Raw genomic sequence first — 22,321 nt, 5'->3', positions numbered from 1 at the left:
ACGAGTACGTCGGTACGGGTGCGTTACGTCGTACCGAGCGCATGGTCGCGCGCGGTACGGAAAGCGGTGAGCGGGTCGCGGTCCGGGTAGGACCAGGGGGCCGGGGTCGGGTGCTCCCCGATGCGGTGGAACAGGGCGGCGGCCTCGGCGCTGCGGCCCTCGCAGTACTTCGCGTGGGCAAGGAAGTTGAGGTCGACGAGGCGGCGCGGATGGCCTTCGTGCTCCCACTCCAGCCACCAGTCGAAGGCGGCCTTCATCACCTGCCGGGCCCGGCGTCCGGACCAGTGCTCGGAGGCGGCCGGGTCGGCGGGTTCGAGGCCGGCGGCGGCCAGCACGCGGTAGCGCTCGGCGTGCGCGACGACCGGCAGGATGGCGAGCGGGGAGTCGGCGGGGGCCTGCTCGGCGGCCCAGTAGGCGAAGTCGTAGACCTCGTGCAGCGGGTCGAGTCCGGCGGTGGCCCGGCGCTCGGCCAGCCTGGCGACCATCAGGTGGTGGGCGTGGTGGTGGTCGGCGTGCCGGTGGCGGACCTCGTCGAAGAGCTGGACGACGCCCTCGTCGGTGCCGAGGCTGTGCTCCAGGAGGAGCAGTCCGAGCCAGGGCGTGGGATCGGCGGGCACGCGGGCCGCCGCCGTACGGCAGGCGTCGCGGGCCTTGACGGGTTTCTCCTTGCCGGCCAGTACGCGCTGGACGAGGGCGACGGCGAGCAGTACGGAGGCGTCGGCGGACTCGGGCTCGGCGAGCAGCCAGTCACGGGCCCAGGCGGTGGTGTAGGACTCCAGGGCGAGGACGGTGACCCGGTGGGCGCGCAGATCCCACTCGTCGCCCGTCTGGGCGAGCAGCCCGCGCACCGCCTGCCAGCGTCCCTGGGCCAACGCGGCGCGCGCGGCGACGAGTTCTCCGTCGTCGAGGGCGGCGTCGAATGCCTGGGCCGCTCGTTTGTGGCGGCGTCCGAGGGGTGGCGGGGGCGGTGACACCCGGGTATTCCTCACGATCCTCACGCGACGCTGCGGGACATCGGCGCGCTATCGGCCGATCACGCACAGCCAACCCCCAGCCAACACTTCACGTCAAGTGCCGAACGCCTGTTACTCCTGTCAACTACCTTCACGCAAAAGGCACTTGTGGCCACAACCCCTACCCGGGACGGTACGCTGCCAAGCGTTCGCGGGTAACCGATGTGTCGTACGCCATGGCGCTCGGGCGCGCGGCGGCGGACCATGGCAGCACGGTCCCGCTTCCGGGAACTTCCAGGGGCACGCCGGACCCCGGGGCGCTACAGTCGCCCAAACGCATCCCGTAGCCCGGCCCAACGATCGAGGTACGCAGCGTGTCGGTTCTGGTTCTGATGCTCTCCGTGAGCGCGGCCTGTTGCCTCGGCTTCGGGTTCGTGCTCCAGCAGAACGCGGCCCAGCAGGCACCCCTGAGCGACTTCCTCTCCCCGAGACTGCTCCTCGACCTCATGAAGGTGCCGCGCTGGCTCGGCGGTATCGCCCTGATGGTCGCGGGCATGGTGCTGGGCGCGATAGCCCTGTCCCAGGGCGAGATCTCCCTGGTCGAACCACTCCTCGCCACGAACCTCCTCTTCGCCCTGGCCCTCTCCCGCAAGCAGACGAGACAACCCCTGGGCCGCCAGGGCTGGACGGGCCTGGCGCTCCTGGCCGGCGGTGTCACGACGTTCATCGTCGCGGGCGAGCCGCGCAGCGGCACGGCAGTGACGGACCCCTTCCGCCACTGGCTGATCATCGGCGCGATGGTGGGCCTCGCCCTCCTCCTCACGACCTACGCCAAGCGCTCCCGCCTCAGCGCGGCCCCGGTCCTCCTGGCCCTGGCCGCCGGCCTCCTCTACGGCGTGCAGGACGCGCTGACCCGCGTCAGTGGCCAGCGCTTCACCGCGGGCGGCCTCACCGAACTGGTCACCGGCTGGCAGCCGTACGGAGTACTGGCGCTCGGTGTAACCGGCCTGGTCTTGGTGCAGAGCGCGTTCGAAACGGCCCCCCTGCGTATGTCACTGCCCGCACTCACCGCGGCCCAGCCCCTGGCCGGGATCATCTGCGGGGTGGGCTTCCTGGGCGACCAGTTGCGCACCGACACCGGCGCACTGGCCTGGGAGGCGGTCGGCCTCGCCGGAATCGTCGTAGGCATCCTGCTCCTGGGCATGCACCCCGCGATGCCGCGCGGCACGACGAAACCGCAACCGGCCCTGAACCTCCAACCCCGCTGACCACCCCTCCCCTCCCCTCCCCTGTTTGGATGGGGTCATGAGCGCAGCAGACGAAATCCTGGACATCGTCGACGAACACGACCGCGTGATCGGCCGATCCCCGCGAGGCGAGGCCTACGCCCGGGGCCTGCGCCACCGCGCGGTCTTCGTCCAGACCCGAGACGCCCAGGGCCGCGTCTTCGTCCACCGCCGCACCCCCACCAAACTGGTCTTCCCCTCCCTCTACGACATGTTCGTCGGCGGAGTGGTCGGCGCGGGCGAGTCCTACGACGAAGCGGCCCTGCGCGAAGCCGAGGAGGAACTGGGCGTCACCGGCCTGCCCCAACCAGGCTTCCTCTTCAAATTCCTCTACGACGACGGCGCCGGCCAGACCTGGTGGTCGGCGGTCTACGAGGTGCGCTGCGACCTGCCGGTCAGCCCCCAGGTCGAGGAGGTCGACTGGCACGCCTTCCTGGAGGAGGGCGAGATCGTACGGCGCCTGAACGAGTGGGAATGGGTACCGGACGGCCTGGCGGCCTACGAACGACTCCAGGAGTACCAGTCCAAGACGGCCGGATAGGCTCGCTCCCGTGATCGATTTCGCACGGAACGTCCGGCTGTGGTTCGCGCCCCAGGAGATCAGCGAGGAGGGCGGCACCCCCGACTACCGCTTCTCACTGGCCAACGAACGCACCTTCCTGGCCTGGCTGCGCACCGCGCTCGCACTGATCGGCGGCGGCTTCGCGGTGGACCAGTTCCTGCCGGACCTCCGCTGGGCCTGGCGCGTAGGCCTGGCCCTGGCACTGCTCGCCGCGGGCGTCATGTGCTCACTGCGCGCGGTCAACCACTGGGTGCGCTGCGAACGGGCGATGCGCCAGGGCAAGGATCTGCCCGTATCCCGTTTCCCCGCACTGCTCAGCATCGCCGTGGCGATCGTGGCCGTAGCGATGGTCATCGTCGTACTGGCCGGATGGGAAGGATGACCAGCCCCCCGAACCGCGACCCGGGCCTGCAACCCGAACGCACCCGCCTGGCCTGGCGCCGTACGACCCTGTCGAGCACGGTGGCCGCGGTCCTGGCCGCAAAGGCGGCACTGCACGGCGGAGTCACCCCAGAGGGCGTCATCATCTGCGCCCTCTGCTGCGCACTCTGGCTCGCCTTCCTGACCCTGGCCCACCACCGCATCACCACCCTCACAGCCGACAGCGGACCACCCCCACCCCTCGCCCCCCGCCACGCCACCGCGGCAGTGCTCTGCACGGTGGCCGTGGCGGTATGCGCGGCGGTGCTTGTGTATTGAAGAGGTGGGGATGGACCACGCACCCGCAGCCGCCGACGGACGGGAGCGGGTCGTGGCGGTACGGCGCAGCCCGCCGCTTAACTGGTCCCAACGCCGCTCACCGTGGAACCAACGGAGGGGCGCAACCCGCGGCGGGCTCGCCGTACCGCCACGACCCCGACCCCACCCCGGCGCCACGCGGCCGGGATGCCCCGATATGCGGCGTTCGCATGGCAGCCTGTGCGACGGCATCGACCGCACCTCCGAAGGCGAGCACCATGACCACCCTGCACCTGGAGCACTCCGCGCACACCCACACCCACGGCCCGGACTGCGGCCACACGACGGTCCCGCACGGCGACCACGTCGACTACGCGCACGACGGCCACCTGCACCGCGAGCACGGCGGCCACTGGGACGAGTGCGAGCCGGGCGGCCACGTAGCCCACCAGGAGCACGAGCACCAGCACGGCCAGGACTGCGGCCACGACAGCGTCCTGCACGGCGACCACGTCGACTACGTCCACGACGGCCACCGCCACGCCCTGCACAACGGCCACTGGGACGACCACTGAGCCTGAACGGCCTGAACGCGCCACCCGACAGCTCCCCGCCACCCCGCGCGGGGAGCTGTCGGCCTATCGTGGCCCCTCGTGGCCCCGGTCACGTTTCGCTCCCCCACTGGACGACATACCGACCGGTCGGCATGATGGTGCCAGACCTGTTCGCCCGTCCACAGGAGTGATGTATGAGCCCCGACCACCCGCCCGGACTCGATCTCGACCGGCTGCGCGGTCTGCTCGACCGCGAGCGGCCCGGTCTGGTCACCGGCCCCCTGTCCGGCCGGCTGATCGAGGGCGGACGGTCGAACCTCACCTACGCGGTCACGGACAACGCCACCAAGTGGGTCGTACGACGCCCCCCGCTCGGCCATGTCCTGGCCACCGCGCACGACATGAAGCGCGAACACCGGGTGATCAGCGCCCTGCACCCGACGAACGTACCGGTGCCGAACCCAGTGTTGCTGTGCGAGGACGACGAAGTACTCGGGGCGCCCTTCTACGTCATGGAGTTCGTGGAGGGCACCCCGTACCGCACCGCCGACGAACTGCTCCCGCTCGGCCCGGAGCGCACCCGGGGCGCGGTGCTCGAACTGGTCGACACCCTGGTCGAGTTGCACGCGGTGGACCCCGCCGAGGTCGGCCTCGCGGACTTCGGCCGCCCCGAGGGCTTCCTGGACCGCCAACTCCGCCGCTGGGGCAAGCAGTTGGCGGCCTCCCGCAACCGCGAACTGGCCGGAGTGGAGGAGTTGCACGCAGCGCTGGGCCGCCGGCTCCCCACCTCCCCCACCCCCACGGTCGTACACGGCGACTACCGCCTGGACAACGTCCTCATCGGCAAGGACGACAAGATCAAGGCGATCCTCGACTGGGAGATGTCGACACTCGGCGACCCGCTCACGGACCTGGGCCTGCTGGTGATGTACAGCATCCCGCTGGAGCTGCCCAACTCCCCCATTTCCACCACCGCTTCGGCCCCGGGCCACCCCGCACCGGCCGAGCTGGTCGAGCGGTACGCCGCGCGCTCGGGGCGCGACGTGTCGTCGGTCGCCTGGTACACGGCGTTCGCGTGGTTCAAGCTCGCCGTGATCCTGGAGGGCATCCACTACCGCTACACCCTGGGCCAGACGGTCGGCCGAGGCTTCGACCGCATCGGCGAGCTGGTCCCCGTCTTCATCGAGCACGGCCTGACCACCCTTCAGGAAGGCTGATCCACCATGGACTTCGCGTTCGACGCACGCACCGAGGAACTGCGCGCCAAGCTCCTGGCCTTCATGGACGAGTACGTCTATCCGGCCGAAGCCGTGGCGGAAGACCAGCGCGCCCAGCTCGCCTCCCGCTGGGACACCCCTGCCGTAGTAGGCGAGTTGAAGGAAGAGGCCCGCAGGCAGGGCCTCTGGAACCTCTTCCTCCCCGACGCCGAGTACGGCGCCGGCCTGACCAACCTCCAGTACGCCCCGCTGGCCGAAATCACCGGCCGCTCCCCGCACTTGGCCCCCACCGCACTGAACTGCGCGGCACCGGACACCGGCAACATGGAGGTGCTCCACCAGTTCGGCGACGAGCAGCAGAAGAAGCAGTGGCTGGAGCCGCTGCTGGCAGGCGAGATCCGCTCGGCGTTCGCGATGACAGAACCAGAGGTGGCCTCCTCGGACGCCACCAACATCACCACGCTCATCGAGCGGGACGGCGACGACTACGTCATCACCGGCCGCAAGTGGTACATCTCCGGGGCGATGAACCCGGACTGCAAGATCTTCATCGTGATGGGCAAGACGGACCCGACCGGCGCCGACATCCGCCGCCAGCAGTCCATGATCCTCGTCCCCCGCGACACCCCCGGTGTCACGGTCAAGCGCGCGATGCAGGTCTTCGGCTACGAGGACCACTCCCACGGCGGCCACGCCGAGGTGATCTTCGACCACGCGCGCGTGCCGGCGACGAACCTGATCGGCGAGGAGGGCGGCGGCTTCGCCATCGCCCAGGCGCGGCTCGGCCCGGGCCGTATCCACCACTGCATGCGGCTGATCGGCATGGCCGAGCGGGCGATCGAGCTGATGTGCCAACGGGCCGTCTCCCGCGTCGCGTTCGGCAAGGCGCTGGCCCAGCAGGGCGTCGTCCATAACTGGATCGCGGACGCCCGGGTAGCCGTGGAGCAACTGCGGCTGCTGGTCCTGAAGACGGCCTGGATGATGGACACCGTAGGCAACAAGGGTGCCCACGCGGAGATCCAGGCCATCAAGATCGCCACGCCCCGCACGGTGGTCGGCATCCTCGACAAGGCGATCCAGCTGCACGGCGCGGGCGGTGTCAGCCAGGACTTCCCGCTGGCGGAGCTGTACGCGAGCGCCCGCACCCTGATGCTGGCGGACGGCCCGGACGAGGTGCACCAACGGTCTCTCGCCCGCCGGGAGTTGAAGAAGTACCTGTAAAAGCACGAAGGGGCTGGAGGGGGTACCGGTACCCCCTCCAGCCCTTTTCCCCCGAGGTGATGGTCAGTTGGGCGTGCTCGCCTTCAGCGTCCAGCCCTGCCGGCAGGTGTGCCCGAAGGTGCCGATGTCGCAGCCCTCGACGACGAAGACATAGGCGCCGGTGTTCTGCTCCCGCACCCGGATCCGGCCGGCGGTTCCGCCGCCGAACTCCCGCTGGGTGCCCCCGGGGTCGGAGGCGCTGGTCCAGCGGACCAGGAACGAGTCGTAGCGGTACGGGGCCGTCGTACCCCAGTTGAAGTAGGCGTAGCCGCGGTCCTCCCACGCGGCGACGACCATGTTCGAGCCCTGGCGCGGCGACCAGGTGGCGGTGCCGTAGGTGAAGTACTGGCGCTTCCCGGCGTAGGCGCCGTTCAGGTACACGTCCCTCGTGCCGGTGGTCGGGCAGCCGAGCCAGCCGCTCGCTCCGCCGAGCGCGCTCCAACGCTGGTAGATGTGCGGCTCGTTCACCGCGCTACCGCACCCGGCCCGCGCCGGTGTCTGCGCGGCGGCCGGCACCGCCGCCGTACCGCCGAGAGCGAGCACGGAGCCCAGGACGACGCCGGTCAGGCGCCGCTTCGTTGACAGCATGATGTTTCCCCCGTTGTTCCGGTCGGTCGACCCGGCGGTGCGCCCGCCGTTCCGCTGCTACGAGCATCACGGCGACGGGGGCCGGGAGTTGAGGGGAAGCCCCCGGGCAAGGCCGGGGACCTCTCCCGGGTGGTCCGGGAAGCGTTCCCATGACACCCGGGTGCCGGGCCCCCACGATGGGACGCATGGAAGACCGCGACGGGCGCACCCGGCCCCACTCGGCCGCCGCGTACGCGCTGTTGGGGCTGGCGGCGCTCCAAGTGGCCGTCGGGTCGGTCGCGTTGGCGGTGGCCGATGTCCCGGTCGCGGACCTCGTCCACTACGACATGGTCGTCGACCTGGCGGTGGGCCTCGCCTACCCGGTCTGCGGCACGGTGATCGCCCTGCACCGCCCCCGCAACCCCATCGGATGGCTGCTGATCGCGTACGGGCTGGGCCACGCGTTCACCGGCATGTCGATCGGACTGGCCGTCCAGGGGCTGCGGCTCGGCTGGTCGCCGGAGCTGCTGCACGCGGTCACGACCGTCGGCCGCCACACCTGGATCCTCGGCAGCTCCACGGCGTTCGTGCTCGTGTTCTTCCTGTTCCCCGACGGCCGGCTGCCCGACCGCCGCTGGCGCTGGGCCCTGGCCGCCCAACTCCTGTCCTCCCCACTGGACTTCGCGATCTGGGCCCGGGACGACTGGGGCCTGTTCCGCGGCACGCCCGCCCAGCCCTCCTACCTCCCGGTGCCGCCCGGCTGGATGCCCCTCCTGCGGGACGTCGAGACCGCCAAGGCCTGCCTGGTACTGGCCGCCGTGTTCGCCGTCATGGCCGTCCGCTACCGGCGCGGCGGCGAACAGGACCGCCGCCGGCTCCTGTGGCTCATCGCGGGCATACTGCCCCTCGCCCTGAGCGTGGCCCTGCAGATCCTCGGCTTCCCGGCCGTGTACACCTCGTGCTGCACCCTGTTCCTGCCGACCGCCATCATGATCGCCGTGGTCCGCGAGGAACTCCTCGACATCCGCCTGGTCGTCTCCCGCAGCCTCCTCTACGGCACGCTCACGGTCGGCGTGATCGTCACCTACGTCGGTCTCGTCACCTCCGTGCAGGCCCTCCTCAACCCCGACCCCGCCCTCCTCGGCCCGGCGCTGATCACCGTCACCCTGGCCCTCGCCTTCGCCCCCGCCCGCCGCCTCCTCCAACGCACGGTCGACCACGCCCTCTACGGCGACCGGCACGACCCGGTGCGCGCGGTCTCCCGCATCGGCGAACGGCTGGCCGGCACCGGGGTCGACGGGGTCCCGGAGGCGGTCGGCGAGGCGCTGCGGCTGCCGTACGTGTGCGTGGAGTCGAAGTCCGGGGTGACGGACGGCAGTTGGGGCGAACCGGGCGAAAGGATCCACGCCATACCGCTCGACTACGACGGCCGGACCGTCGGCGCCCTGGTGATCGGACTGCGCCCCGGCGAACAGCAGCCCACCCCGGCCGACCTGGCCGTACTCGAACTGCTCGCGGTACCGCTGGCCGCCGCGCTCCACGCCACCGACCTCACAAGGCAGTTGCAGCACTCCCGGGAGCGGATCGTGGCCGCGCGCGAGGAGGAGCGGCGCCGGATCCGCCGGGATCTGCACGACGGGCTCGGACCGACTCTCGCCGGAGCGGCTTTCCAGGCGGACGCCGTGCGCAATCTGCTGGCCTTCGATCCGGAGCGGGCGGCGGTACTGCTGGCCGAGCTGCGGTCCGAGGTCGGGGGCGCGGTCGCGGAGGTGCGCCGGCTGGTGGACGGGCTACGACCCCCGGATCTGGACCAGTTGGGGCTGCTGGGCGCGCTGCGGGAGCGTGCGGTACGGCTGTCCTGGCGCGCGGACGGCATCCCGCTCCAGGTGCGGGTCCAGGCACCCGAGCGGCTGCCGGCGCTGCCCGCCGCCGTGGAGGTGGCCGCGTACCGCATCGCGATCGAGGCGCTGACCAACGCGGCACGGCACGCCCGTGCCTCCCGCGTCGACCTGCGCATCGAGATCGGGGACGGGCTGCGGCTGGAGGTGTGCGACGACGGTGTGCCGTCGGGCGAGGAGACCGCGTGGACGCCGGGCGTGGGCATCACGTCGATGCAGGAGCGCGCGGCGGAGCTGGGCGGCCGGTGTGTGGCGGGCCGGGGGCGGGTGGTGGCGACGCTGCCGCTGGGAGGGGCGTTGTGACGGGGCGGGAGGACAGCGAGGACGCGCTGCGGGTCGTACTCGCCGACGACCATCCCGTGGTCCGCACCGGGCTGGCCGCGCTGCTGGAGTCCGTGCGGGACGGGAGCCCGCGGGTGCGGGTCGTCGGGGTCGCCGCGAGCGGGCGGGAGGCGGTGCGGGCCGCGGTGACCCTGCGTCCGCACGTCGTGGTGATGGACATCCGGATGCCCGACCTCAACGGCATCGAGGCCACCCGGGAGATCGGCCGGGTGGCGCCCCGGGTGGCCGTGCTGATGCTCACCATGGTCGAGGAGGACGACTCGGTGTTCGCCGCGATGCGGGCGGGCGCCCTGGGCTATGTCCTCAAGGGCGCGGGCCAGGACGAGATCGTCCGCGCGATCCGCGCGGTGGCCGCCGGCGAGGCCATCTTCGGCCCCGGTGTCGCCCGGCGCGTGCTCGGCCAGCTCAGCCGACCGCCGGACCGGCCCGACCCGTGTCCGACACTCACCCCGCGCGAGAGGGACGTACTCGCCCTGATCGCCGACGGCCAGCCCAACTCGACGGTGGCCACCCGGCTGGGCCTGTCTCCCAAGACGGTCAGCAACCACATGTCGGCGGTCCTGGCCAAACTCGGCGTGGCGGACCGCGCGGAGGCGGCGGCATGGGCCCGGGAGGCGGGGCTGGGCCCGACTCCCGAGCCGTAGACCTACGGCCGCAGCGCCCGCAGCAGCAGGTCCGCGAGGTGGTCGGCGACCTCCTGGGGGCTGAGCGGGCCGCCCGGCCGGTACCACGTCGACAGGTGGTGGACCGAGCCGAAGTGGTAGTCCACGACCAGGTCCGCCGGGGTCGCGGTGGAGAAGACGCCCTCGCGCTGGCCCTCCTCGACGAGCGCGCGGAAGCGCTCGTGGTAGCGGCGGCGCTCGGCGCGCACCTGCTTGTTCTTCTCCGGGCTCAGATGGTGCATGGACCGGAAGAAGATCGCCGCGTCGTCGAGATTGTCGATCGTGGTCACCACGACATCCGCGGCGGCGTCCCGCAGCCGCTTCTCCACCGGCTCGTCGGCGCCCGCGAACACCTCCAGGCGCTCCTGCTGGAGGCGCAGCACGCGCGCGTACACCTCGTGCAGAAGGTCGTCCTTGGAGCCGAAGTAGTGGTAGAGCGCCCCCTTGGTGACCCCTGCGGCCTCGACGATCTCCTGCACCGAGGTGCGGTCGTAGCCCTGCTCGGCGAAGAGCCGGGTGGCGGCGGCCAGCAGCCGCTGCGGGACAGGAGCCCCGTCTCCGTCGGTCGTCCTGGGCACTGCCGCCACCTGCCTTTCCTAGGTGTTCACTCGCTGTCGTGCGACCGGGAACGCAGTTCCCGCCGGAGGATCTTCCCACTTGCCGTCTTCGGCAGCTCGGGCAGGATCTCCACCTGGCGCGGGTATTTGTAGGCGGCCAGTCTCTCCTTGCAGTACACGGCGAATTCATCGGGGTCGGTTTCGGCGCCCGGACGGAGACTGATGTACGCCTTCACGGTCTCGCCCCGGTACCCGTCGGGCACCCCGACGACGGCCGCCTCGCGCACCGCCGGGTGGGTGTACAGGACGTCCTCGACCTCGCGCGGCCACACCTTGAAGCCGGACGCGTTGATCATGTCCTTCTTGCGGTCGACGACGTACAGCCAGCCCTCCGGGTCCATGAATCCGATGTCCCCGGTGCGCAGTTCACCGTCCGGGAAGGTCTCGGCCGTGGCCTCGGGGCGCCGCCAGTACCCGGGCACGACCTGCGGCCCGCGTACGACGATCTCGCCCTGCTCCCCGAAGGGGACCTCGTCGCCCTGGTCGTCGACGATCCGTACGACGGTGTCGGGCCCCGGCACACCCACGGCCAGCGTCCCGGACGCCGGGTCGACGGGCGCCTCCAGCTGCGGCGGTACGGAGGCGCAGGGCGCGGTGCACTCGGTGAGGCCGTAGCCGTTGCGGATGTACGGCCCGAAGCCGGACCGGAACTTCTCGACCAGGGCGGGCGGTACCGGCGCGCCGCCGGAGGAGATGTTCCGGAAGGACGCGAAGTGGTCCGGGGTGACGTCAGGATGCGCGGCGAGCGCCATGAAGGCGGTGGACGGGCCGACCGTGTAGTGCGGCCTGTGCTCGGCGAACGCGTCGAGCACCACCCCGCCCTCGAAGCGGTACACCAGCACCAGCGAGCCCCCGCTGACGAGCGAGGCACCCAGCTGGCACACCATCCCGGTGATGTGGAACAGCGGCGCCATCGCGAAGTACACGGGCGGGTCCGGCAGCCCGAGCCCGGTGCGCTGCCGTTCGGCGTTGTAGAGGATGTTGCCGTGGGTGTTGGTGGCGCCCTTCGGGGCACCGCTCGTCCCCGAGGTGTAGCTGATCAGCGCGATGTCGGCGGGCACCGGAGCGGGAACACCGGGGGCCTGACGGCCCTGGCGGGCGACGGCCACAAGGTCCTCGGCATCGGAGGCCTGCGGAAGCCGCTCGAAGGTGAGCACGCGCGCGTCGCCGCGAGTCTGGAAATCCAACTCACATGCCGTGAGCACGATCCGCACCGGCGACTCGGCCGCCGTCTCGCGCAGATACGACTCCCACGCGCGGTCCGAGCAGATCAGCGCGGCCACCTCGCCGTCCCGCAGGACGTGGGTCACCTCGCCCGACTTGTACATGGGGTTGACGGGCACGACGATCGCGCCCGCCTTCCAGGCGCCGAGCAGCGCGATGACGAAGTGCGGCGAGTTCTGGAGCAGGACGGCGACCCGGTCACCGTGCTCAAGACCCCGCGCGGCCAGGTACCCGGCGACGGAGTCGCTCAGCTCGTCGACCTCGCGATAGCTGAGCCGGCCGTCGAAGTAGGTGAGGAAGGTGCGGTCGGGCGTCTCGGCGACGACCCGCCGCAGGGCGTGGACCAGCGAGTCGTCCGGGCTGACGGGCCCGCGCTGGGCCTCGTTGAGCAGGCCGAGCCAGGGCCGGGCGGCATAGCGGGAGTCGGTCACTCTCCGGCCTCCCACTTCTGCTGGATGTGGTTCATGGTGGTCAGCCAGCGGTCCGGTTCGGCGGCCCTGTGCTGGTAGAACCCGGCGACCTCGGGGTGCGGCAGGATCAGGAAGCGCTCCTCCTCGATCCCCGCCATCAGAGCGTCCGCGACGGCGTCGGGCTCGATCGCGGTCGGCTGGAGCACCAGGTCGCCCGCGCTGCCGGTGGCGGCCAGCATGTCGGTGCGAACACCCTGGGGACAGATGGCGTGCACCTTGATCCCCCGGTGCCGGTACGTCAGCGACAGCCACTCGGCGAAGGCGTACGCACCGTGCTTGGTGACGCTGTAGGGCGCGGCCCCGATCATGGTGAGCAGCCCGGCGGCCGACACGGTGGACACGAACCGCCCACTGCCCCGCTCCAGCCACCCCGGAATCAACGCCTCAGCGGCCCGCACATGGGCCATCACATTGACGTCCCAGGCCTGCGCCCACACCTGCTCACCTGCGGCCTCGGACCCACCGGAGCCGAGTCCGGCGTTGGCGCAGTAGATGTCGACGGTCCCACCGAGAGCGTCCCGGGCCTCACCGACGACGGCCGAGGCATCCCCCGGCACGGCGATCCCACCGATCTCGTCGGCGACGGCTTTCGCCCGGTCACCGTCCAGGTCATTGACGACGACCCGGGCCCCTTCGGCAGCGAACCGCCGCGCCAGCGCGGCCCCGATGCCACCCCCAGCCCCCGTGACGACTACCCCGGCACCCTGAACGGCTTCCACCATCGGTCTCCTTCGACTGCGGCTCCACTGCACGGTCAGACTAACCGGTCGGTATGTAACACCGGAAGGGCAGTCGTCTTTTGCCTTTAGGGGCGCGGGGAACGGCGCGAGCAACCACACACAGCCCGCAGCCGACGATTCACGCGCGGCAGCCCATACCGTGCCGACATGCCCCTCACCAGAAGAACTCTCCTGGCAGCAACCCCGGCGGCAACCCTCACCCCCACACTCCCCAAACCCGGCAACCTACGCACCGGCTTCGAACAACTCGCCGCACACGACTACACCCAGCTCAACGGCCAACGCATCGGAATCGTCACCAACCCCACCGGCATCACCAGAGACACCCACCACATCGTCGACGTCATGCACGCCGACCCCCGCGTGAACCTCACCGCGGTCTTCGGCCCCGAACACGGCTTCCGGGGCACCGCACAGGCAGGCGGCTCAGAAGGCCGCCACACCGACCCGGCCACCCAACTCCCCGTCTACGACACGTACTTGAAGAGCGGCCAACCCCTCGCAGACATCTTCAAGACCTCCGGCGTGGACACCGTCGTCTTCGACATCCAGGACGTCGGCGCCCGCTTCTACACGTACATCTGGACCCTCTACGACTGCATGGAGGCGGCCCAGCTGGCCGGCAAGCGCTTCGTCGTGCTCGACCGCCCGAACCCGGTGACCGGCCGCACCGCCCAAGGCCCGGTCCTGCACCGGGAGTTCGCGACCTTCGTCGGTCGGCAGCCGATCGCGCAGGCGCACGGGATGACGGTGGCGGAGCTGGCCCGGTTGTTCAACGGGGAGTTCCTGAAGACACCTGTCCAGCTGGAGACCGTACTGATGACGGGCTGGAAGCGGTCGGAGTTCTACGACGCCTGGTCGCTGCCGTGGGTGCCGCCGAGCCCCAACATGCCGACGCCGGACACCGCGCTCGTGTACTCGGGGACGTGTCTCTTCGAGGGAACGAACCTGTCCGAGGGGCGCGGCACCACCCGCCCCTTCGAACTGCTCGGCGCGGAGGGCATCGACGGCCGCTGGGCGGCGGCGGTGAATCGACTCGCCCTGCCCGGTGTGCACTTCAGGGAGGCGTACTTCGCGCCGACGTTCTCCAAGTTCCAGGGGAAGACGGTCGGCGGGGTGCAGATCCATGTGCACGACCGGGCCGCTTTCGACCCCGTGCGCACCGGGATCGCGCTGCTGGTGACCGCCAAGAAGGTCTGGAGCGGCTTCGGTTGGCGCTCGGACCACTGGATCGACAACCTCACCGGGTCGGCGCGGGTGCGGACGGCGATCGACGCGGGCGCGAGCACCGACGAGGTGGTGGCGCAGTGGCAGGAGGAGTTGAGAGTGTTCCGGGGGATTCGAACTGAATACCTCCTCTACAAGTGACTCGCTACGTATGGCCAATCTTCACCGGTAGCGGGACGATGCGCCCACATTGAGCCACTCCGGGGGACGAGGAGGCCGGTCATGGCGGATCCGGCGATGAGTGTGAGCCCTTACTGGGAGTTGACCTTCGACGCCGACGGGGACGTCGACCAGGCGGAATGCGATCGTCTGCTGCGCGAGGCGCGGCAGCGCGGGGTCGGTGACCTGATCGTGTTCTCGCATGGCTGGAACAGTCAACGTGCCGGTGCCACGAAGCTCTACAGCCGCTTCTTCGCACCGATTCCGAAGCTCGCGCCGAAGGCCCGCATCGGGTACGTGGGCGTGATCTGGCCATCGATGGAGTTCCCGGACCAGCCGGTCCCGGACTTCCCGCACACACCGGCTGCCGTAGCGGCGGCGACGGCGACTCCGACGGCTCCGGCGCTCGACGACGACACCCGGCACGCGCTGCTCGACGCCTTCCCGGGCAACGCGACGCTGATCGACCAGATCGCCCGCATGCTGGACCAACAGCCCGCTCAGGAAGCCGAGTTGGAGGAGTTCGGGCGGCTGGTGCGGACGCTCGTGGAGGTGGTGCCGCCCGGGCCGCAGGCGCAGTTCGGCGCGGACACGCTGGCGGGTGGGCTGCCGCAGAACGAGCCGCGGATGCTCGCCGTCGGCTGCACGGCCGAGGTCTGCGACCAGTTCGCGCAGGCCCTGGAGCATCTCGCGGCGCCCCGACCGCCGGGCACCACCGCGGAGTTCACACTGCCGAACCCCTGGAAGGGGGCGCGGGAGCTGCTGCGGCAGGCGGCGTACTACGCGATGAAACGGCGGGCGGGGACGGTCGGCGAGCGGGGGCTCGGTCCGGTGATCGGGCGGCTCGCGGGGGTGGCGCCGGAGGTCCGGGTGCATCTCGTAGGGCACAGTTTCGGCGGGCGCCTGGTGTCGTTCGCGCTGCGGGGTCTGCCCGAGGGGGTGCACTCGGTCAAGTCGGTGACGCTGCTCCAAGGGGCCTTCTCGCACTACGCGTTCGCGTCCCGGCTGCCGGACGACGCGCGGACCGGGGGTGTGCTGCAGGGGCAGCAGAACCGGGTCGACGGTCCGCTGGTGTGCTGCTACTCGCACTTCGACTCGGCGCTCGGCACGATCTATCCGCTGGCCTCGCGGATGGCGGACGACGACCGCTCGTTCGCCGCGTTCGACATCGGCCGGGTGCTGGGCGACAAGTGGGGCGCGATGGGCCACGACGGGGTGCGGGCGGTGCCCGGCACCCAGGCGCTGACGCTGGCCGAGGCACTCAACTCCCCGCTGCCGACCTCGGGTTGTGTGAACGTCGACACGTGTGCGGTGGTGTGTCACGGTGGCGCCCCGAACGGGGCGCACAGCGACATCGTGCACCCGGAGCTGGCCCGGGTGGTGCTGGCGGCGGGCCGGATCGGCCGGCCCACCGCCGCTACGGCGTCACCGGTGTGACGTGTACTCCACCACTTGCTGGAAGGTGGGCCGGTTCTGCCAACTGATGTTGTAGTGCTTGATGCCGCCCAGGGTGCGCTGGACGATCGAGTCGGCGCACCACTGGTCGCCCGCCGAGCACAGGGAGTCCCCGGGGTAGACCGTGGCCGCGGTGGTGCCGGCCGCCGTCTTCAGGGTGCTGATGAGGATGTCCCGGCACGCGCTGAGGCTGCCGCCGCCGCAGTACTGCTCGGCGAGCGGTCCCGACACGGTCTGTCCGAGCACCGACCGGATGTCCTTGTCGACGTAGCTCCACCAGCCGTACTGGAAGGAGCTTCCGGCGTGCGACCCGGTCGGGCCGTGGGCGGCGGACGGGGTCTCGTCGATGTACAGGTTGTTGGTGAAGGCGGTGTAGAGGTCGTCACCGAGGCCGGGTTGGAACTCGGCCTTCACCAGCAGCGGCCACCAGGCGTCCAGGATCCGGATGGCGTCGGAGTTGGCGTAGGTCTTGGACCCGGCCGAGGTCTCCGTGCGTTTGCCGCCCGCGGTCAGCCAGGTCTGCAGCTTGGTGACGGCCGCCGCCGCGGTGGTGTCGGTGACCGTGCTGCTGTTGACGACCTTCAGCAGGTCGGGCAGGACGTCCTCGGCGCGCAGGTCGGTGAGCGAGGCGTCCGACATGGCCTTCACCAGCGCGGTTCTGGTGACCCCGCCGGCCGCGACGAGTTTCTTCACCCGGTCGTCGAGGAGGTTGCCGCGATGGACGGAGCCGTCGCCCCAGCTGGCCGTCGTGTAGTTGAGGGCCTGTTTGTTGTTCCAGGAGATGTAGTAGTCCTGGTCGATGGAGTTGGGGTGCGCGGAGGCCGGGGTGTAGTCGGAGGTGTTGGTGGTGGGGTCCCAGTTCTGCCACTCGTAGGCGGCCTGGCCCCAGACCGGGAACTCGGGGTCGACACCGCTGGGCCGCACCGGGTTGTTGCCGCTGTTGTAGTACGCGGTGTGCTGGGAGTCGGCGTAGAACCAGTTGAACGTGAAGTTGATGTGCTGCGCGGCGCTCTGGAAGGTCGCCGGACTCTTCACGTAGTCCGGGTCGTTGAGCATCTGGAAGCCGATGATCGAGTCGGCCTCATGCATGTAGGAGGAGCGCAGGGTGGTGTAGGCGACCTTTTTCCCGCCGACGGTCGCTCTGTATTCGACGGGTCCGTACTTGGTCTTCCACACTCTCATCGTGTACGACCCGGCCGCGGTGCCGTCGGCCGTGGTGGGCTTCCAGGAGTTCTTCTGCTCGATCTCGTCCATGGCCGTGCAGGTGCCGTGGAAGAGGTAGTGGTAGTCGTCCGTGCAGAGTTCGACGGCGTAGGTGTCGATGATGTCCTGGCCGGAGGTGGTGGCGGACCACGAGTAGTCCTGGCCGCGGCCGAGTTCGACGTACATGCTCAGGCCGGCGAAGGAGGCGCCGCGGGCGCTGATGCCCGGGCCCTGGATCTCCTGGAGCATGAGCAACTGGGGTGCGAAGTAGCCTGTTTGGGGCCCGAAGACGGCGATCGGGTGGCCGCTCGCGGTGTACTTGCCGCTCACCACAAGGGCGTTGGACATCCCGCGCTTGGCGGAGCTGAGGGCGGTGGCGGTCGCCGCGGCGGAGGCCGCGGAGGCGCTCTGGTCGGCGCCGGTGCCGGTGGCGTCGTAGATGAGCGGCTCGGTCGTCACCGAACCGGCGTCCGGCAGGGCCTCGCCCAGGGCGGTGGTGGGCTTGGTGCCGTAGGGGAAGCTCTCGCCGTTGTGGACGGTGAGGACGGCCTCGGGGTCGTTGCGTTCGCGGAAGGACTCCCAGACCTTGGTGCCCTCCGTCACGCCGTACTTCTCCTGGGCGGCGAGCAGCGAGATGGCGTTGTTGACCTCGCCGCCGCCGCCGGAGCCGAAGAGCGAGCCGATGACGGAGGCCAGCGCGACCAGGTCGGTGATCTTGAAGTGGTCGATCGTGCCGGCGTTGGTGATCGAGTCCTTGTGGCCGGTGAGGACGTATTCGCCGGGGAAGTAACGGCCGCTGTCCGAGGCGTCGATGTAGGCGTTGATGCCGGCCAGGTAGGCGTTGGCGTCGGCGAGGGCCTGCTGGCCGCGGGTGCCGTTGTTGGCCACGGCGTTGTCGATCTGGGACTGGAGCTCGGCCTCGGAGTACGGGGCGTTGCGGTAGAACTCCTGCTCGAGGCCCTGGTTGGAGGTCGCGCCGCCGGCGAAGGTGGTGAGCTGGCCGCGTCCGACGTGCCGGAAGACGTCCATCAGCCACAGCCGGTCCTCGGCCGCCGCGTAACCGGCGCCGTACTCGGTGCCGTAGCGCGTGGTGCCTGTGATGTGCGGCACACCGGTCGCCTTGTCGCGGACGATCGTCACATCGGTGCGGCCGCTGGGGTTCTCGGTCGAGGCGACGTTGGCGGCGGGGACCCCGAACGAGGCGTCGTTGAAGAAGGTGTTGATCTTCGCGTCGGTCAGCGTGGAGGCGCCCGTGGCCAGGTTGGCGTAGGGGCCGAGCTGGTCTTCGGCGTGCGCGGGCTGGGAACCGAAGGCCTGGTTCAGCAGGATCTGGGCGAGGGTGGCGTTGCCGTTCTCGCCGGCCGGGAGGATGTCCGAGCACTGGCCGCCGCAATAGTCGTTCGAGGCGGTCGCGGCCGTGGCGGTCCCCTGGGCAAGAGGAGACAAAAGGGCGGCAATGAGGGCGCATACGGATGCGGCCTTCAGGAACCCGGGGAATCTTCCGGGAGTTCTCAGTCTGTCGAGCAAGTTACGTGGGGTGCGCCGAGGCATAACGGCTCCTACCGACGGGGGTGTGGCCGGACGTTACCGCCGGTATCCCCGGGATTGAAGATGAACATGCGTCAAGTTTTGGATGAGCAGGAGCGGCTTATGGGGGCCATCGGAAATCGGATGGAGCCAAATCGCTTGTCGATACGTCTATTCGGCGACGTCCGTACGACGACGCCGAGGTGACCGAAGTACAGGTGCAGGTGTGACGGAGGTGCAGGGCGATGGCCGGTTTCCGGAGTCTGGCGAGACAGGTGCGAGACCCTCGGTGCGATCTGGCGCTGCGGCGCTACTCGCTGCGCAAGTGCCTTGAGCGGTTCGCCCCTTATGGGCACAGGGCGACCTGGGACCACTTGAGCTCCCGGGCCGGGTTCGGACCCGAGGACCGCTCCCCCGACCCGGCGCGGCTCGTGGCCGCACTGGACGAGTTGGAGGAGGCGCGCAAGGTGTGGCTCGCCTATGAGGCGGGGTTCGCCGAGCGCCGCAAGAAGGAGAAGCACGACGGGCTGCGCCGCCCGGGCAGCGTGGACGACTGGCACCGGCTGACCTGGGGCGGCTTCGGTGTCGCCTGGTGCGACGACCCCCGTCTCCACCCCCATGAACCACTGGCCGAGGTGCTGCGACGGCTGATCGCCGCCCTGGAGCGCGAACCGGGTTCCGTGTGCCCGGTGTGCGCCGGGGAGCGCCTCCAATGGAAGTACGACCTGGCCCACGAACCCTCCTCGGGCCCGGTCTGCACGGACTGCGGCATCGTCGTCCCGCGTCCGGTGCTCACGCCCGAGGCCCTGGCCTACGCCAGGCGCGGACGGCTGCTGATGTCGGCCTGAACCGGGGCAATCGAAGAAGGGCGCCAGGGGTGCGCCGGGGATGCCGCACCCCATATTGACGCAGCCGATTTGCGCTTGCCGATGCAACGGCCGAGGCTGCCGACGGTGTTCCGTCGACAGCCCCGAAGCGGTGCGCCGCAGGCGCCGGCAGGTGTCAGCTGGCCTTCCAGACGTCGGCGAAACTTCCGCCGGAGATCGAGCCCGGCTGGGCGCGTACGGCGGAGCTGCTGCTCTTCGTCATGACGATCTCGTTCGGCGAGAAGGTGTCCAGGTTGCTGCCGTTGGCCTTGGCGCCGGTGAAGGTCACGGTGCCGAAGTTGGCGAGGCTCGCGACCGAGCCGCCGACCTCGGGGGCCTCCGCGATGACCTCGGCGGAGGCGTTCTTGAAGCCGGACGAGCCCGCGTGCGTGGTGGTCTTGGTCCAGCCCTCGGTGGAGTCGGCGAGGGTCATGGTGAAGGTGGAGCCGGTGTAGGTCACGGTCGCCGTGAACTTGTCGCCGCCCTTGACGGTGACACCGGAGTACGCGCTCTCGGACGCGGGCAGCACCTCCCACCAGGCGCCGTAGGTGGCCTTGCCGCCGATGCAGTCGGCCTCCGTACCGGTCTGCTCCAGCGCGGAGTTGCTGTAGCCGTCGAGACCGACCCAGAACGACGAGTACGTGGTGGCCGAGGAGCAGGTGACGCTCGGCTGGGTCCAGGACGAGGTCACCGACGTGTACGCGCCGGTCGAGCCGGTGGCCGCGTAACCGGACCAGTTGGTGGACGAGACCGTGGCGTTGACCTTGCCCGGCTGTGCGAGCCCGTGCAGCGCGTGGCTCTCGTGGCTCGCTATGGACTGGGTGAGCTGGGCGGGGGTGTTCGAGGCGGCCAGCGAGGGCGTGGCCAGGGCGGCGGTGAGGGCTGCGGCGGTGACGAGAACGAACCCGGCGGAAGATCTCGGGGACATGACTCTCCGTCATTCGAGGGGGTGGGGGGACTGCCGTGACGGCAGTGGACAGCAGCTTCCGCGAGGCTTCATGCGCATGGCAAGACAGCCAAGGTCCTTCAGTCTTGAGGGAATTGACGGCGCAACAACTGAGAAATCTGACAGGTTCATTCAAATTTGATCAATCGCCGGGCAAGACTGACCAAACTTCAGGGCAACGGTCTTCCGCCCCACGGCCGCCCTGACCTGAGCTGGAGTGCGTGACTTCCAGACCGGAGTACGCGACACCCGGCACCGGGGCGATGCCGTTCCACGAGGCGCTGCGCGCGGCCATCGCGGCCAGCGGGCTGAGCCTGGACCGGATCCAGGACCGGCTGCTGCGCCGCGGTACGCCGGTCGCGTCGGCGACGCTCAGCTCCTGGCAGTCCGGGCGCTACCAGCCCGAACGGCAACGGTCGTTGGCGGCGCTGACCGTACTGGAGGACGTCCTGCGGCTGCCGCCCGGCGCGCTCACCGGACTGCTCGGGCCGCCCCGGCCGCGAGGCCGCTGGCTGCCACCGGTCGGCGACCACCCGGATCTGGCCCGGGTCTGGTCGGACCACCAGGACCTCACCGCCGTCCTCGCCGCGCTCGACACCCGCTGGGACGACAGCCTGACCCGGCTCAGCTGCCACAACCGGGTCGACGTGGACGCCGACCGCAGCGTCCGCTCCATGACCAGCCGCCGGCTGCTGCGCGCCGAGGCGGACGGCGCGGACCGCTGGATCGCCCTGTACCGCCTCGACGCCCCCGGCCCCCTGCCGCTGTTCCGCCCGGCGGCACCGGCCCGGCTGGGCACCGTCGTCGAACTGCCCGCCGAGGGGCTGGTCGCGGCCGAGCTGCTCTTCGACCGCCCGCTGGTGCGCGGCGAGACCGTGATCGTCGACTACACGGTCGAGCACCGGGATCCGCGCCCGTACTCCCTGCGCGCCGAGACGACGATTCACGTGCCGATGCGCGAACACCTCCTGGAGGTCCGCTTCGCCAAGGGGTCGCTGCCGCGCGCGTGTTACTCGTTCCGCACGAACGGCCTCGACTCCCACGCCGGTACCGCGCGCCCCAGGGAGCAACGGCTGCGGGTGGACGCGTCGGGGTCGGTGCACACGGTGGCGCTCGGGGTGGGGCCCTGCCGGGTGGGGATTCGGTGGGTGTGGGCGTGAGGGGGCGTTGTCAGTGGTGAGTGGCACCATCGAGGCATGGTGCAGGTCTGTCTCAACGGGGTCCGTGGGGCCGTCGACGGGGTGATGGTGCCGGTCTCGCCGGGGGCGATGGCCGACGCCGCGGCCGACGCCGTCGCGGTGGGGGCCACGGAGGTGCACGTCCATCCCAAGTCGCCTTGCGGGGACGACACGTTGTCGCCGCGCGTCCTCGCGGTGACGCTCGACGTGATACGGGCGCGGGTGACCGTGCCGGTCGGTGTGACCACCGGTGCCTGGGCCGAGCCGGAGCCCGCCGCCCGGCTGGAGCGGGTGCGCGGCTGGACCGTGCTGCCCGACCACGCCTCGGTCAACTGGCACGAGCCGGGCGCCGAGGAGGTCGCGGAAGTGTTGCTGGACCGGGGCGTCGGCGTGGAGGCCGGCATCTGGTCCGGCACGGACGGGGCGGCGCGGTTCGCCGCCTCACCGCTCCGCTCGAAGGTGCTGCGGGTCCTGGCGGAGGTGACCGACCCCGATGCGGACACGGCGGAGGCGTCCGCGCGTGCCCTCCTCGCCGAGCTGGACACCGACCACGGCCGCCCTGTTCTGCTGCACGGTGAGGACGGCGGCGCCTGGCCGGTGCTCCGGCTCGCGGGGCGGCTGGGGCTCGCGACCCGAATGGGGCTGGAGGACACGCTGTTCCTGCCGGACGGTCAACGGGCCCTGTCCAACGCCCGGTTGGTCGCCGAGGCACTGGTCCAGTACGGAGGTC

21 protein-coding genes are annotated in these 22,321 nt (G+C 70.6%); 14 read left to right on the top strand and 7 right to left on the bottom strand.

Features of this window, described 5'->3' with window-relative positions; translation table 11 throughout:
• Positions 1-23: 23 nt before the first annotated feature.
• Complete coding sequence (locus SSP08S_RS02775; RefSeq protein WP_019066050.1) at positions 24-974, bottom strand: hypothetical protein; 951 nt, start codon at positions 972-974, stop codon at positions 24-26.
• 353 nt (positions 975-1,327) lie between these two features.
• On the opposite strand from SSP08S_RS02775, the gene SSP08S_RS02770 reads away from it, so the two are divergent.
• The 7 genes from SSP08S_RS02770 to SSP08S_RS02740 all read left to right on the top strand — a co-directional run bounded on the left by SSP08S_RS02770 (position 1,328) and on the right by SSP08S_RS02740 (position 6,471).
• Positions 1,328-2,221: a DMT family transporter gene (locus SSP08S_RS02770; RefSeq protein ID WP_019066049.1), complete on the top strand. Its 894-nt coding sequence runs from the start codon at positions 1,328-1,330 to the stop codon at positions 2,219-2,221.
• Positions 2,222-2,258: 37 nt separating this feature from the next.
• Positions 2,259-2,780 carry an NUDIX domain-containing protein gene (locus SSP08S_RS02765; RefSeq protein WP_019066048.1) on the top strand — a complete coding sequence of 174 codons (522 nt, stop codon included), beginning with the start codon at positions 2,259-2,261 and terminating at the stop codon, positions 2,778-2,780.
• Positions 2,781-2,790: 10 nt separating this feature from the next.
• Positions 2,791-3,183 (top strand): YidH family protein, encoded by a 393-nt coding sequence (locus SSP08S_RS02760; RefSeq protein WP_019066047.1) that lies wholly within the window; start codon positions 2,791-2,793, stop codon positions 3,181-3,183.
• A complete protein-coding gene (locus SSP08S_RS02755) occupies positions 3,180-3,500 on the top strand; it encodes a DUF202 domain-containing protein (protein WP_019066046.1) in 321 nt (106 codons plus the stop codon). Before SSP08S_RS02760 ends, SSP08S_RS02755 begins: the two co-directional genes overlap by 4 nt.
• 257 nt (positions 3,501-3,757) lie before the next feature.
• The gene (locus SSP08S_RS02750; RefSeq protein ID WP_019066045.1) at positions 3,758-4,054 is read left to right on the top strand and encodes a hypothetical protein; all 297 of its coding nucleotides are present in this window, start codon (positions 3,758-3,760) and stop codon (positions 4,052-4,054) included.
• A gap of 173 nt (positions 4,055-4,227) precedes the next feature.
• Positions 4,228-5,250, top strand: a complete 1,023-nt coding sequence (locus SSP08S_RS02745) for a phosphotransferase family protein (protein WP_019066044.1) — start codon at positions 4,228-4,230, stop codon at positions 5,248-5,250.
• Between the two features lie 6 nt (positions 5,251-5,256).
• On the top strand, positions 5,257-6,471 hold the full coding sequence (locus SSP08S_RS02740) for an acyl-CoA dehydrogenase (RefSeq protein WP_019066043.1): 1,215 nt from the start codon (positions 5,257-5,259) through the stop codon (positions 6,469-6,471).
• Between the two features lie 63 nt (positions 6,472-6,534).
• Here the strand turns inward: SSP08S_RS02740 and SSP08S_RS02735 are convergent, their stop codons facing one another.
• The gene (locus SSP08S_RS02735; protein WP_019066042.1) at positions 6,535-7,098 is read right to left on the bottom strand and encodes a hypothetical protein; all 564 of its coding nucleotides are present in this window, start codon (positions 7,096-7,098) and stop codon (positions 6,535-6,537) included.
• A gap of 185 nt (positions 7,099-7,283) precedes the next feature.
• Between SSP08S_RS02735 and SSP08S_RS02730 the strand changes: the two genes are divergently transcribed.
• Positions 7,284-9,278, top strand: coding sequence for a sensor histidine kinase (locus SSP08S_RS02730; RefSeq protein WP_019066041.1), 1,995 nt, complete (start codon positions 7,284-7,286; stop codon positions 9,276-9,278).
• A complete protein-coding gene (locus SSP08S_RS02725) occupies positions 9,275-9,961 on the top strand; it encodes a response regulator transcription factor (RefSeq protein ID WP_019066040.1) in 687 nt (228 codons plus the stop codon). Before SSP08S_RS02730 ends, SSP08S_RS02725 begins: the two co-directional genes overlap by 4 nt.
• 2 nt (positions 9,962-9,963) lie before the next feature.
• Here the strand turns inward: SSP08S_RS02725 and SSP08S_RS02720 are convergent, their stop codons facing one another.
• Genes SSP08S_RS02720 through SSP08S_RS02710 form a run of 3 tightly spaced genes read right to left on the bottom strand, consistent with a single transcriptional unit; the run spans position 9,964 to position 13,012 of the window.
• Positions 9,964-10,557 carry a TetR/AcrR family transcriptional regulator gene (locus SSP08S_RS02720; protein ID WP_026178133.1) on the bottom strand — a complete coding sequence of 198 codons (594 nt, stop codon included), beginning with the start codon at positions 10,555-10,557 and terminating at the stop codon, positions 9,964-9,966.
• Positions 10,558-10,583: 26 nt separating this feature from the next.
• Positions 10,584-12,251 (bottom strand): class I adenylate-forming enzyme family protein, encoded by a 1,668-nt coding sequence (locus tag SSP08S_RS02715; RefSeq protein ID WP_019066038.1) that lies wholly within the window; start codon positions 12,249-12,251, stop codon positions 10,584-10,586.
• Complete coding sequence (locus tag SSP08S_RS02710; protein ID WP_019066037.1) at positions 12,248-13,012, bottom strand: SDR family oxidoreductase; 765 nt, start codon at positions 13,010-13,012, stop codon at positions 12,248-12,250. The genes SSP08S_RS02715 and SSP08S_RS02710 overlap by 4 nt, the downstream gene beginning before the upstream one ends.
• Before the next feature lie 165 nt (positions 13,013-13,177).
• On the opposite strand from SSP08S_RS02710, the gene SSP08S_RS02705 reads away from it, so the two are divergent.
• Together SSP08S_RS02705 and SSP08S_RS02700 are read left to right on the top strand one after the other, a co-directional pair.
• Entirely contained in the window at positions 13,178-14,398 is a 1,221-nt protein-coding gene (locus tag SSP08S_RS02705) for an exo-beta-N-acetylmuramidase NamZ family protein (protein WP_019066036.1), read from the top strand.
• Positions 14,399-14,479: 81 nt separating this feature from the next.
• Positions 14,480-15,853, top strand: coding sequence for a hypothetical protein (locus SSP08S_RS02700; protein ID WP_019066035.1), 1,374 nt, complete (start codon positions 14,480-14,482; stop codon positions 15,851-15,853).
• On the opposite strand, the gene SSP08S_RS02695 is transcribed toward SSP08S_RS02700, so the two are convergent.
• Positions 15,842-18,625, bottom strand: coding sequence for a penicillin acylase family protein (locus tag SSP08S_RS02695; RefSeq protein ID WP_026178132.1), 2,784 nt, complete (start codon positions 18,623-18,625; stop codon positions 15,842-15,844). The two genes, SSP08S_RS02700 and SSP08S_RS02695, sit on opposite strands and share 12 nt — an antisense overlap.
• 221 nt (positions 18,626-18,846) lie before the next feature.
• Here SSP08S_RS02695 and SSP08S_RS02690 point away from each other — a divergent pair, with 221 nt between their 5' ends.
• Positions 18,847-19,449, top strand: coding sequence for a hypothetical protein (locus SSP08S_RS02690; protein WP_026178131.1), 603 nt, complete (start codon positions 18,847-18,849; stop codon positions 19,447-19,449).
• Between the two features lie 154 nt (positions 19,450-19,603).
• Here the strand turns inward: SSP08S_RS02690 and SSP08S_RS02685 are convergent, their stop codons facing one another.
• Positions 19,604-20,395 carry a G1 family glutamic endopeptidase gene (locus tag SSP08S_RS02685; RefSeq protein WP_019066032.1) on the bottom strand — a complete coding sequence of 264 codons (792 nt, stop codon included), beginning with the start codon at positions 20,393-20,395 and terminating at the stop codon, positions 19,604-19,606.
• A 239-nt stretch (positions 20,396-20,634) separates the two neighbouring features.
• Here SSP08S_RS02685 and SSP08S_RS02680 point away from each other — a divergent pair, with 239 nt between their 5' ends.
• Positions 20,635-21,573 carry a hypothetical protein gene (locus SSP08S_RS02680; RefSeq protein ID WP_102133279.1) on the top strand — a complete coding sequence of 313 codons (939 nt, stop codon included), beginning with the start codon at positions 20,635-20,637 and terminating at the stop codon, positions 21,571-21,573.
• Between the two features lie 36 nt (positions 21,574-21,609).
• Positions 21,610-22,321, top strand: a 712-nt coding sequence (locus SSP08S_RS02675) for a 3-keto-5-aminohexanoate cleavage protein (protein ID WP_019066030.1), incomplete at its 3' end; no start/stop codon positions are given.

The sequence above is a fragment of the Streptomyces hokutonensis genome (genome assembly GCF_000376565.1).
GTDB classification, from domain to species: Bacteria; Actinomycetota; Actinomycetes; order Streptomycetales; family Streptomycetaceae; genus Streptomyces; species Streptomyces hokutonensis.
This window is presented reverse-complemented; position numbering and strand designations above follow the sequence as displayed.